Origin of the sequence: Pseudomonas fragi, from assembly GCF_025426255.1 — a bacterium.
In the GTDB taxonomy this organism is placed as follows: domain Bacteria; phylum Pseudomonadota; class Gammaproteobacteria; order Pseudomonadales; family Pseudomonadaceae; genus Aquipseudomonas; species Aquipseudomonas kulmbachensis.
In genome coordinates, this window is sequence record NZ_CP104861.1 from 412,407 (window position 1) to 424,931 (window position 12,525).

Here is a 12,525-nt window from a genome sequence, read left to right on the forward strand (position 1 = left end):
CTGCCGCGTCCGGCCATGCATGTTAACGCAGACCGGGTGGCTGAGGGCGATTGAATATAGTCTGGCCCCCTTGTGGGAGCGGGCTCGCTCGCGATGCATGCGACGCGGTGTTTCTGGATCACCGCAGTGATGCAATCGCGAGCAGGCTCGCTCCCACAAGACTTTTTGTTATGCGCCGACGATGCCGCCGTCTTCCCGGCTGATGGCCATGACCGAGGAGCGCGGTTTACCGTTGGGCAGGTGCTCTGGAAAGGTAGAACCGCCGTTCTCGCCTGGGTGCTGAATGCCCACGAACAGTGTTTTGTGATCGGGTGAGAAGCTGATGCCGGTCACTTCGCAGCCAATCGGGCCGACCATAAAGCGGCGGATTTCACCGCTGACCGGGTCGGCGCAGAGCATTTGGTTATTGCCCATGCCGGCAAAGTCGCCGCTGTTGCTGGAGTCACCGTCGGTCAGAATCCACAAGCGCCCGGCATCGTCAAAGCCCAGGCCGTCGGGGCTGTTGAACATGTTCTGCGGGGTAATGTTGGCCGAGCCACCTTTGGCAGTTTTGCCGTGAACTGCCGGGTTGCCGGCCACCACAAACAGGTCCCAGTCGAAGGTGTCTGCGCCATGATCGCCATTACCTGCTTGCCAGCGCAGGACCTGGCCGTAGACGTTCTTCTCGCGCGGGTTGGGGCCGCCGACCGGTTGCCCGTCTTCGCCGCGTTTGACGTTGTTGGTCAGGGTGCAATAGACCTGGCCATCCTTGGGGTTGACGACAATCCATTCCGGGCGATCCATGCGGGTGGCGCCGACGGTACTGGCAGCCATGCGGGCGTGAATCAGCACGTCGGCCTGGCTGGCAAACCCGTTGCTGGCCTCTACACCGTTTTTGCCGTGAGTCAGTTCAACCCATTGGCCGTGGCCCTTGGGGCGATCAGGGTTGCTGTCGCCACCGTCGAAGCGCGCCACATAGAGGGTGCCGTGGTCGAGCAGGTCGCGATTGGCCTTCGGATTTTGGTGGTTGATCTTGTCGCGGCTGATGAATTTGTAGATGAACTCGCCGCGCTCATCGTCGCCCATATAGACCACGGCGCGGCCGTCGCCCGTTTCGGCCAGTGCGGCGTTTTCGTGTTTGAAGCGGCCCAGTGCAGTGCGTTTGACCGGTGTCGAAAGCGGGTCGAACGGGTCGATTTCCACCACCCAGCCGTGACGATTGAGTTCGTTGGGGTTGAGTGCCAAGTCGAAGCGCGGGTCATGCTGGTGCCAGTTGATATCTTTGCTGGCAGCGACTGCGCCATAGCGCTTTTGTGCCGCGTCAAAGGTCTGTTTGGGGTCGGAGCTGCCAAAGCAGTCGGTGAAGTTTTCTTCGCAGGTCAGGTAGGTGCCCCACGGGGTCTTACCGTTGGCGCAGTTCTGGAAGGTGCCCAGTGCGCGGGTGCCGCTGGCATCTGCCTGGGTGCGCAGCAAAGCATGGCCGGCTGCGGGGCCGCTCAGCTGGATGGGTGTGTTGCCGTGGATGCGGCGGTTAAAGGGTGAACCCTGAACAAACTGCCAGCCGTCGTCCTTGCGCTGAATCTCGATGACCGATACGCCTTCAGAGGCCTGGGCCTTGTTCACTTCTTCAAGCGATGTCGGTGAACCGCCGTGGGGGTAGAGGTAGCGATAGTTGGTGTATTCGTTGTTGATCGCCATCAGTGCGCGGTTCGGGTCATCGGCGAAGGCGAACAGGCTCATGCCGTCATTGTTGTCGCCAAACTGCACTTCCTGTTCGCGGGCAGTGCCGTTGCCGGAAGGGTCAAACGCCGGGCCTTTGGCCTGTAGCGGTTGGCCCCAGCTGATAAGTACCGAGGCGCGATAGCCGGGCGGCAGGCTGATGGTATCGGTGGTGGCGGCGTTGATACTGTCGAACCCCAGCAGGTTGCTGTTGGCAGTACTGACACCGGCCGCCAGGGCGCTTCGACTGAGCAGGCCGCCACCCAGAAACATAGCTGCGCCGCACAAGGCGCCCGCGCTGATAAAGCCACGTCGACTCAGGCCGATGATCTGCTCAAGGTCGGTGGGTTGGTTTTCTTCTAATAGGCTCATGGCTGGCTCGGCTCTGGACGGTTTTGGCAGACACCATAAGCAGCAGGTATGACAAGGATGTTTCAAGTGTTAGCAGGGAGGTGTGCGGGAGCAGGCGAGCTCGCGATTATGCACAGACACAGCGTCGCCTGCATCGCGAGTAAGCCCGCTGCCACAGGGTGGCATCGAGTGTTACAAGGCCGTTCCCAGTAACACCATCGATGGCGAAAACTGCACCTGAGTCTCGTCGCCAACGTGTAACTCTAATGTTTCAAGGTGTTGCGGCTCGGTAAGGGCGCACAAGGTCTGGCCATTGGGCAGACTGATGCGTACTTCGCTGGGGCCATTGTCGGTGTGCACGATCTGTTCGATCTGGCCGTGCAGATGATTGTGATCAGGGCCGGGCAGTTGCGCGGCGCTCGTCAGTTGCAGCCAGCCTGCTTTGATCAGCGCCACCGCCGGGCTGCCGATCGCCAGTTCCAGGCGTTGGGTGCTGTCGTGGGTGATTTGCGCGTGGAGGGTCAGGCCGCCGGGTAGTTCAAGCTGGATCAGGTCGTTGTGGCCATGCCCATGGATGGCAATCACGGTGCCATGCAACTGGTTACGGGCGCTGGTGCGCAACATCAGGCGGCCCAGCAGATCAAGGTCTTGGGAGTCTTCGGCAGCGTCCAGCACCTGATTCTGCAATGCTTGTAAGCGCTGATAAAGCCGCAGCACCCGCTCACCGGCCACGGACAGTCGAGCACCGCCTCCCCCTTTGCCGCCGATGCTGCGCTCCACCAAGGGGGTTTGCGCCAGGTTGTTCAGTTCATCAATCGCATCCCATGCGGCTTTGTAGCTGATGCCCGCACTTTTGGCCGCAGCGGTGATCGAGCCCTGTTCGGCAATATGCTGCAACAGGGCGATGCGTTGCGGGCGGCGGACGATGTGTTGAGCGAGCAAGGTGGGCAGGTGCATAACGGCAGATTCGCAAGGTGGGACGTGCCCGGAAAGTGCCTGCTCCGCCGGGGTGAGTCAAGGAGGCCCGTCGGGTTTTGGGGTTCGGGCCAGGCAATACACGTCTACTCGCCGTGCCCCGGTCCTGATCAACAAGCGCGCCAGGCTTTGCGCCGTGGCGCCGGTGGTCAGCACGTCATCGACCAGCGCCAGATGCAATCCGCCAACCTGCACCCCAGGCGCGAGGCTGAATGCGTGCAGCAAGTTGCGCTTGCGGGTTTTGGCATCCAGAGCCTGCTGTGCAGCGGTGTCTTGGATGCGCAGCAGCCAGTGCTCGCGCTGAGGGATGTTCAGTGCAGTGCTGAGCCATTGCGCGAGCATGGTGGCCTGGTTATAGCCGCGCTGACGCAGGCGCTTGATGGACAGGGGCACCGGTAGCAGAAAGTCGGGCCGGGGATCGCCTGAATTGAAGCCATCGAGCAGTGATTGGCTGAGAAGTTCGGCCAACAGTCGGCCATATGGCCATTTGCTGTGGTGCTTGAAGCGGATGATCAGGCTGTCGACCGGAAATCCATATACCCAGGGTGCATGCACGCGCTCGAAAGCGGGCGGTTGCTTGATGCAATGACCGCACATCAGCCCAGCCATTGGCAGTGGCAAGGCGCAGCGCTGACAGCTGTCGCCCAGCCAGGGCAGCTCCAGCTCGCAGGCAACGCACAGCGGGTGCAGTGTGTAGCTGCGTTCATCGCATAACAAACATGTCTGGTTATTAAATAACCAGATGTAAACCTGCCTAATCCATTGTGGTTGACAGTTCATGTCACATCCTTAAACATGCCGACATCCGTGCCGTGCCTGGGCGATTGCCTCAGGTTCTAGTCAAAGCATAACCAAGAGAAACGCCGATGAGCGCCAGCAGCCTTGCCAACTTGCGACATGATTGGTCTTTAGCCGAAGTCCGGGCGATGTTTACCCAGCCTTTCAACGACCTGCTTTTCGAGGCGCAGACCGTTCACCGCAAGCATTTCGATGCCAATCGGGTACAGGTTTCGACGCTGCTGTCGATCAAGACCGGCGCTTGCCCGGAAGATTGCAAATATTGTCCGCAGTCGGGCCACTACAACACTGGCCTGGCGAAAGAGAAGTTGATGCAAGTGCAAAAGGTGCTCGAAGAAGCACAGCGCGCCAAGGCCATCGGTGCCACCCGCTTTTGCATGGGCGCGGCCTGGAAGCACCCGTCGGCCAAAGACATGCCCTTCGTGCTGGAAATGGTCAAAGGCGTGAAGGCCATGGGCCTGGAAACCTGCATGACCCTGGGCAAGCTCGATCAGGAGCAGACTGCCGCACTGGCCCACGCCGGTCTCGATTACTACAACCACAACCTCGACACCTCGCCCGAGTTCTACACCAGCATCATCACCACTCGTACGTACAGCGAGCGCCTGCAAACCCTGAGTTACGTGCGCGATAGCGGGATGAAAATCTGCTCCGGCGGGATTCTGGGCATGGGCGAGTCGCTGGACGACCGCGCCAACCTGCTGATCCAACTGGCCAACCTGCCGGAGCACCCGGAGTCGGTGCCGATCAACATGCTGGTGAAAGTGGCCGGTACGCCAATGGAAAACGCCGAAGACATCGACCCGTTTGATTTCATCCGCATGCTGGCCGTGGCGCGGATCATGATGCCGCACAGCCATGTGCGCCTGTCGGCCGGGCGTGAGGCAATGAACGAGCAAATGCAGGCGTTGGCGTTCTTTGCCGGGGCCAACTCGATTTTCTACGGTGACAAATTGCTGACCACGGCCAATCCGCAGGCGGACAAGGACATGCAACTGTTCAGCCGCCTGGGGATCTTGCCCGAAGCCCGCGAAGATCACGCAGACGAAGTGCATCAGGCGGTGATCGAACACGCGCTGCGCGATCAGAAATCCAGCGAGCAGTTCTATAACGCTGCGGTTTAAATCACATATCCCCGTAGCAGCTGCCGAAGGCTGCGTTCGGCAGCTGCTACGAACGCTCATCGAGGCCAGCATGTCTTTTGATTTAAGCGCCCGTCTGGCCGCTCGCCGTGCCGATAACCTGTATCGTCAGCGCCCGCTGCTGGAAAGCCCGCAAGGGCCGCTGGTGGTGGTCGACGGGCAGCCTCTGCTCGCGTTCTGCAATAACGACTATCTGGGGCTGGCCAATCACCCGCAGGTGATCGAAGCCTGGCAGGCCGGTGCGTCGCGCTGGGGCGTGGGCGGCGGTGCGTCGCATCTGGTTATCGGTCACAGCACTGCGCATCACGTTTTGGAAGAAGCCCTGGCCGAATTCACTGGCCGCCCGCGGGCACTGCTGTTCAGCAACGGCTATATGGCCAATCTGGGTGCCGTCACGGCGCTGGTGGGGCAGGGCGATACGGTGCTCGAAGACCGGCTCAATCATGCCTCGTTGCTGGATGCGGGTCTGTTGAGCGGTGCGCGGTTCAGCCGCTATCTGCATAACGATGCGGTCAGCTTGGCTAAACGTCTGGAGAAGGCCTGCGGCAACACGCTGGTGGTCACCGATGGCGTGTTCAGCATGGACGGCGACCTGGCCGATCTGCCCGCACTGGCCCTTGAAGCAAAGGCCAAGGGTGCCTGGCTGATGGTGGACGATGCCCACGGCTTTGGCCCGTTAGGCGCCAATGGCGGCGGAATCGCCGAACACTTCGGCTTGGGCATGGACGATGTGCCGGTGCTGGTCGGTACGTTGGGAAAGGCATTTGGCACCAGCGGTGCATTTGTAGCGGGCAGCGAAGAACTGATCGAAAGCCTGATCCAGTTCGCCCGCCCTTACATTTACACCACTAGCCAGCCGCCAGCACTTGCCTGTGCCACGTTGAAAAGCCTTGAGCTGTTGCGCACCGAGCACTGGCGCCGTGAGCACTTGAACACCTTGATCGGTCAATTCCGTCGTGGCGCCGAGCAAATCGGCCTGCAATTGATGGACAGCTTTACCCCAATCCAACCCATCATGATTGGCGACAGTGGCCGGGCTATTCGCTTGTCGCAGATGCTGCGCGAGCGCGGCTTGCTGGTGACCGCCATTCGCCCGCCCACGGTGCCTGCAGGCAGCGCACGCTTGCGTGTGACCTTGTCGGCTGCCCACACAGAGGCCCAGGTGCAGCTATTGTTAAGTGCACTCGACGACTGTTGGCGTACGTTGGAGCGAGATCATGCGTGATCGTTTGATTCTGCTGCCGGGCTGGGGCCTGGGGGTTTCACCCCTGGAGCCGCTGGCTGTGGCTTTGCGTGGGCTGGACGAGCACTTGCGGGTTGAAATCGAACCGCTGCCGGTGCTGTTGTCCGCCGATCTTGACGACTGGCTCGATGAGCTCGACTCGACCCTGCCCGACAACGTCTGGCTGGGCGGCTGGTCGCTGGGCGGGATGCTCGCCAGCGAGCTGGCGGCGCGTCGGGGCGATCGGTGTTGCGGGCTGGTGACATTGGCCAGTAACGCGAGCTTTGTCAGTCGCGAGGATTGGCCAAGCGCGATGCCCGCGTCTACTTTTGAGCCGTTCCTGAGCGGTTTTCGCGATGCCCCCAACACCACCCTGAAGCGCTTTTGCCTGCTGTGCAGCCAAGGTTCACATGAGTCTCGGGCACTGGCCGGGCTGCTATTGGGCGCTGCGCCGAAAGCCCAGCCGGACACTCTGTTGGCGGGTCTTGAATTGCTGGGCAAGCTGGACACGCGGGCCGCCTTGCAGCGGTTCAACGGACCGCAATTGCATCTGTATGCCGGGCTCGATGCCCTGGTGCCGGTACAGGCTGCATCCGATGTGCTGGCGTTATTACCCGATGTCGAAGTGGGCCTGATCGAACAGGCCTGTCATGCATTTTTGCTGGAAGCCCCCCATGAACTGGCGGCGGCAATCCAGGCTTTTTTACACGAGTCGGGCGATGAATGATTTGAGTATTGCGATGCTTGCGGCCAGCTTGCCGGACAAGCGTCAGGTGGCGGTTTCGTTTTCCCGTGCGGCGAGCAGCTACGACAGTGTCGCCGAGTTGCAACGTGCCGTTGGCCACGAACTGATTACCCGTTTACCGCCAGGGCTAACCCCGCAACGCTGGCTGGATCTGGGCAGTGGTACGGGCTATTTCAGCCGTGAGTTGGGCCAGCGTTTTGCCAATAGCCAAGGGCTGGCGCTGGATATCGCCCAAGGCATGCTGGCGTATGCCCGGCCCTTGGGTGGGGCGCAGCATTTTATTGCCGGCGATGCCGAAAGCCTGCCGCTGCAGTCGAACAGTTGCGACGTGATTTTTTCCAGTCTGGCGTTGCAATGGTGCGCTGATTTCAGAGCGGTTCTGAGCGAAGCCCATCGTGTGCTCAAGCCCGGTGGTGTGTTGGCATTTGCCAGTTTGTGCGTGGGCACTTTGGGTGAGCTGCGCGACAGTTGGCGGGCGGTTGATGGTCAGGTTCACGTCAATCGCTTTCGTGAGTTCGAGACTTATCAGCAGTTGTGTGCAGACAGCCAGTTGCACGTTGCCAGCTTGCACAATCAGGCGCATGTGCTGCACTACCCGCAAGTTCGCCAGTTGACTCATGAACTGAAAGCTCTTGGGGCTCACAATCTGAATCCAGGGCGCCCCGAAGGATTGACCGGAAGGGCACGGCTTCAGGGGTTGATTGGCGCCTATGAGCAGTTTCGTCAACCGCTCGGGCTACCGGCGACGTATCAGGTGGTCTACGGCATTTTGGAGAAAGCGCGATGAGCCCTGCGTACTTCATTACCGGTACAGATACGGATGTGGGCAAAACCACGGTGGCAGCAGGTTTGTTGTATGCCGCACGCGCCGCAGGGCTGAGCACGGCAGCGGGCAAACCGGTGGCGTCTGGCTGTGAAGTCACGCCACAGGGTTTGCGCAATGCGGACGCGCTGGCGCTGATGGCTGAAAGCACCATCGAACTGAGTTATGCCGAGGTCAACCCGGTCGCGTTCGAACCGGCAATCGCCCCGCATATTGCTGCGCGTGAAGCCGGGGTGGTGTTGACGGTGCGCTCGTTGCTGACGCCCATGCAGCAGATCCTGGCCAAACAGGCAGATTTCACCTTGATTGAAGGCGCTGGCGGCTGGCGCGTGCCACTGTCAGGGCAAGACAGTTTGTCGGACCTGGCGCAGGCCCTGGACCTGCCGGTAATTCTGGTGGTGGGCGTGCGTTTGGGTTGTATCAGCCATGCATTATTGACGGCCGAGGCGATTGCCCGGGATGGCCTGCAACTGGCTGGCTGGGTGGCCAATATCATTGGCCCGAAAACTTCACGCCTGGAAGAAAACCTCGCCACCCTGGCGGAACGCTTGCCCGCACCCTGCCTAGGGCGGGTGCCAAAGTTGAAATCAGCGTCGGCACAGTCCGTGGCTGAATACCTGCAACTCGATTTGCTGGACTGAAAGCCGCTCCAATTCAGACCACGATCTATTGTGGGAGCGGGCTTGCCCGCGATGGCATCGGCTCGGTCTGACAGACCGTCCGCGTCGCCTGTATCGCTAGCAGGCTCGCTCCCACCATTCCTTTTCCTTTTATCTGACAAATCCGACCTACGACGAACGGCGGCTTCGCGCTGCTTGACAATAAATAGGCGTAAACGTATGTTTCAAACAACTGTTTGACCGCTATAACAAATCCACGCGGTTGTTCATCTCCCGGATTCATCAGCAGAGGTTTATCGCTATGCCTGACTACAAGGCCCCCTTGCGTGATATTCGCTTCGTTCGTGACGAACTGCTCGGTTACGAAGCGCACTATCAGAGCCTGCCGGCTTGCCAGGACGCTACTCCAGATATGGTTGACGCCATTCTTGAAGAAGGCGCCAAGTTTTGTGAGCAGGTGCTGGCACCTCTGAACCGCGTGGGTGACATCGAAGGCTGCACCTGGAGTGAATCCGGGGTTAAAACCCCTACCGGTTTTAAAGAAGCCTACAAGCAATTCGTTGAAGGCGGCTGGCCAAGCCTGGCGCACGACGTAGAGCACGGTGGCCAAGGCCTGCCGGAGTCTTTGGGCCTGGCGGTAAGTGAAATGGTCGGCGCTGCCAACTGGTCGTGGGGTATGTACCCAGGCCTGTCTCATGGCGCGATGAACACCATCTCCGAGCACGGCACTGCCGAGCAGCAAGAGACCTACCTGAGCAAGCTGGTGACCGGCGAATGGACCGGCACCATGTGCCTGACCGAATCGCACTGTGGTACGGACCTCGGCCTGCTGCGCACCAAGGCTGAACCTCAGGCTGACGGCTCGTACAAGATTTCAGGCACCAAGATCTTTATCTCGGCCGGCGAACACGACATGGCCGACAACATCGTCCATATCGTACTGGCCCGCCTGCCGGATGCACCGGCTGGGACCAAAGGCATTTCGCTGTTTATCGTGCCCAAGTTCAAGGCTAACGCCGATGGCAGCATCGGTGAGCGCAACGCCGTGTCCTGTGGCTCGCTTGAGCACAAAATGGGCATCCACGGTAACGCTACCTGTGTGATGAACTTCGACGGCGCTACAGGTTTCCTGATCGGCCCGCCGAACAAAGGCCTGAACTGCATGTTCACCTTTATGAACACCGCACGTCTGGGCACCGCCCTGCAGGGCTTGTCCCACGCAGAAATCGGTTTCCAGGGCGGTTTGAAATATGCTCGCGACCGTTTGCAAATGCGTTCGTTGACCGGCCCTAAAGCACCTGAAAAGGCAGCTGACCCGATCATCGTTCACCCGGATGTTCGCCGCATGCTGTTGACCATGAAGGCTTTCGCCGAAGGCAACCGTGCGATGGTTTACTTCACCGCCAAGCTAGTCGACATCGTCAAATACGGTGTTGATGAAGAAGAGAAGAAGAAAGCCGACGCACTGCTGGCTTTCATGACTCCGATCGCTAAAGCGTTCATGACTGAAGTCGGTTTTGAGTCCGCCAACCACGGCGTTCAAATCTACGGCGGCCACGGCTTTATCGCCGAGTGGGGCATGGAGCAGAACGTTCGCGACAGCCGCATTTCGATGCTGTACGAAGGCACCACCGGTATCCAGGCACTCGACCTGCTGGGCCGTAAAGTGCTGATGACTCAAGGCGAAGCGCTTAAGGGCTTCACCAAGATCGTGCACAAGTTCTGCCAGACCAACGAAGGCAACGAAGCCGTTCAGGAATTCGTGACTCCGCTGGCTGCACTGAACAAGGAATGGGGCGAGCTGACCATGAAGGTCGGTATGGCAGCCATGAAAGACCGTGAAGAAGTAGGTGCGGCCTCGGTCGATTACCTGATGTATTCCGGTTATGCGTGCCTGGCGTACTTCTGGGCTGACATGGCCCGTCTGGCGGCTGAAAAGCTGGCGGCAGGTACTTCGGAAGAAGCCTTCTACAAAGCCAAGCTGCAAACTGCGCGCTTCTACTTCCAGCGCATCTTGCCGCGCACTCGCGCACACGTTGCCACCATGCTGTCGGGCGCTGCCAACCTGATGGACATGAAAGAAGAAGACTTCGACCTGGGCTACTAAGCCTCGGCGGGTCATTTAAAAAGCTGCGTTCCCATGGGGTTCGCAGCTTTTTTTCTTTCGGGCACTCCTCAAGAAACCATCTGTGGGAGCGAGCCTGCAATACATATCCGCGTGACTTCTATCTTTGTATTGGTCACAGCATGACCCTATGTATCGACATCGTCGTTAAGATAGACTAGGTCCTACATTAATCGCCGTTTACAGATTACGAGGTTTGCCATGGCTGACTACAAAGCGCCCCTGCGCGATATGCGCTTCGTCCTCAATGAAGTCTTCGAGGTCGCTACACTTTGGGCGCAATTGCCTGCGTTGGCAGAGACCGTAGATGCTGAAACGGTTGAAGCCATACTCGAAGAAGCGGGCAAGGTCACCGCTAAAAGCATCGCACCGCTGAGTCGTAGCGGCGATGAAGAAGGTTGCCACTGGGACAATGGCGCGGTAACCACCCCGGCCGGTTTCGTCGATGCCTATCGCACCTACGCTGAAGGCGGTTGGGTTGGCGTGGGGGGTGACCCCGAGTTCGGCGGCATGGGCATGCCCAAGGCGGTATCGGCCCAGGTCGAAGAAATGATCAACTCCTCCAGCCTGTCGTTCGGCTTGTACCCGATGCTGACAGCCGGGGCCTGTGTCTCTATCAACGCCCACGCCAGCGACGAATTGAAGGCCACTTATCTGCCGAATATGTACTCGGGTGTTTGGGCCGGTTCCATGTGCTTGACCGAGCCCCATGCCGGTACGGACCTGGGGATTATTCGCACCAAGGCCGAGCCTCAAGCAGATGGTTCTTACAAGGTCAGCGGGACCAAAATCTTCATCACCGGCGGCGAGCACGACCTGACGGAAAACATCATCCATCTGGTGCTGGCCAAACTGCCGGATGCGCCGGCCGGGCCTAAAGGTATTTCGCTGTTCCTGGTGCCCAAGTTCATGGTCCATGCCGATGGCAGCCTGGGTGATCGCAACCCGGTTACCTGCGGCTCGATCGAGCACAAAATGGGTATTCAGGCTTCGGCCACCTGCGTGATGAACTTCGACGAAGCTGTGGGCTATCTGGTAGGTGAGCCCAACCGCGGCCTGGCCGCAATGTTCACCATGATGAACTACGAGCGTCTGGGCGTTGGGATTCAGGGCCTGGCCTCGGGTGAGCGTTCATATCAGAACGCTGTGGAATATGCCCGTGACCGTCTGCAAGGGCGCGCAGCTACCGGCCCTCAGGCCAAAGACAAAGTGGCTGATCCGATCATCGTGCACGCTGACGTACGGCGCATGCTGTTGACGATGAAGGCCTCGAACGAAGGCGGGCGGGCTTTTTCGACCTACGTTGCCAATCAACTGGATATCGCCAAGTTCAGCGAAGACCCGGCTGCGCGTGAGCGGGCGGATGATCTGGTCGCGTTGTTGACCCCGGTCGCCAAGGCCTTCTTGACCGACCTGGGCCTTGAAACCACCGTGCATGGTCAGCAAGTGTTCGGCGGTCATGGCTATATTCGTGAGTGGGGCCAGGAGCAACTGGTGCGTGATGTGCGCATCACCCAGATTTACGAGGGCACCAACGGTATCCAGGCGCTGGATCTGGTGGGGCGCAAGATCGTTGGTAATCGCGGTGTTTACTACCGTTTATTTGCCGATGAGATTCGTCAGTTCATCGCCTCTGCAAGCAGCGACTTGAATGAGTTCACCCAGCCATTGGCTGCAGCTTTGGACACACTTGATCAGTTGACCGCCTGGGTCCTGGACCGTTCGCAGAGCAACCCGAACGAGATCGGTGCAGCTTCTGTCGAGTACCTTCAGGTTTTTGGTTACACCGCGTATGCATATATGTGGGCGCTGATGGCCAAGGCTGCGTTAGGTAAAGAGTCCGATGAAGCGTTCTATGTCAGCAAACTGGGGACTGCACGCTTCTATTTCGCACGTTTGCTGCCGCGTATCCACTCCTTGAGCGCTTCGGTGAAGGCGGGCAGTGAGTCGCTTTATCTGCTGGATGAAGCACATTTTTAACCTGTTTAGTACGTTGTAAGCATTTGCTTACATAACATGCTGCCAA

The 12,525-nt window shown here is 59.3% G+C and carries 10 protein-coding genes; 7 read left to right on the forward strand and 3 right to left on the reverse strand.

The window, feature by feature from the left end:
• Positions 1-168: 168 nt before the first annotated feature.
• The 3 genes from N7D90_RS01980 to N7D90_RS01990 all read right to left on the reverse strand — a co-directional run bounded on the left by N7D90_RS01980 (position 169) and on the right by N7D90_RS01990 (position 3,804).
• Positions 169-2,070: a PhoX family protein gene (locus N7D90_RS01980; protein WP_261740666.1), complete on the reverse strand. Its 1,902-nt coding sequence runs from the start codon at positions 2,068-2,070 to the stop codon at positions 169-171.
• A gap of 171 nt (positions 2,071-2,241) precedes the next feature.
• Positions 2,242-3,006 (reverse strand): TOBE domain-containing protein, encoded by a 765-nt coding sequence (locus N7D90_RS01985; protein WP_261740667.1) that lies wholly within the window; start codon positions 3,004-3,006, stop codon positions 2,242-2,244.
• A 57-nt stretch (positions 3,007-3,063) separates the two neighbouring features.
• On the reverse strand, positions 3,064-3,804 hold the full coding sequence (locus N7D90_RS01990) for a ComF family protein (RefSeq protein ID WP_261740668.1): 741 nt from the start codon (positions 3,802-3,804) through the stop codon (positions 3,064-3,066).
• An 86-nt stretch (positions 3,805-3,890) separates the two neighbouring features.
• Here N7D90_RS01990 and bioB point away from each other — a divergent pair, with 86 nt between their 5' ends.
• The 7 genes from bioB to N7D90_RS02025 all read left to right on the forward strand — a co-directional run bounded on the left by bioB (position 3,891) and on the right by N7D90_RS02025 (position 12,479).
• A complete protein-coding gene (gene bioB, locus N7D90_RS01995; protein WP_261740669.1) occupies positions 3,891-4,946 on the forward strand; it encodes a biotin synthase BioB in 1,056 nt (351 codons plus the stop codon).
• A 70-nt stretch (positions 4,947-5,016) separates the two neighbouring features.
• On the forward strand, positions 5,017-6,189 hold the full coding sequence (gene bioF / locus N7D90_RS02000; RefSeq protein WP_261740670.1) for an 8-amino-7-oxononanoate synthase: 1,173 nt from the start codon (positions 5,017-5,019) through the stop codon (positions 6,187-6,189).
• Positions 6,182-6,913, forward strand: coding sequence for an alpha/beta fold hydrolase (locus N7D90_RS02005; protein WP_261740671.1), 732 nt, complete (start codon positions 6,182-6,184; stop codon positions 6,911-6,913). Before bioF ends, N7D90_RS02005 begins: the two co-directional genes overlap by 8 nt.
• Complete coding sequence (gene bioC, locus N7D90_RS02010; RefSeq protein ID WP_261740672.1) at positions 6,906-7,718, forward strand: malonyl-ACP O-methyltransferase BioC; 813 nt, start codon at positions 6,906-6,908, stop codon at positions 7,716-7,718. Before N7D90_RS02005 ends, bioC begins: the two co-directional genes overlap by 8 nt.
• On the forward strand, positions 7,715-8,395 hold the full coding sequence (bioD, locus tag N7D90_RS02015; protein WP_261740673.1) for a dethiobiotin synthase: 681 nt from the start codon (positions 7,715-7,717) through the stop codon (positions 8,393-8,395). The genes bioC and bioD overlap by 4 nt, the downstream gene beginning before the upstream one ends.
• A gap of 280 nt (positions 8,396-8,675) precedes the next feature.
• Positions 8,676-10,481, forward strand: a complete 1,806-nt coding sequence (locus tag N7D90_RS02020; RefSeq protein ID WP_261740674.1) for a phenylacyl-CoA dehydrogenase — start codon at positions 8,676-8,678, stop codon at positions 10,479-10,481.
• Positions 10,482-10,700: 219 nt separating this feature from the next.
• Positions 10,701-12,479: an acyl-CoA dehydrogenase C-terminal domain-containing protein gene (locus N7D90_RS02025; protein ID WP_261740675.1), complete on the forward strand. Its 1,779-nt coding sequence runs from the start codon at positions 10,701-10,703 to the stop codon at positions 12,477-12,479.
• Positions 12,480-12,525: the final 46 nt, after the last annotated feature.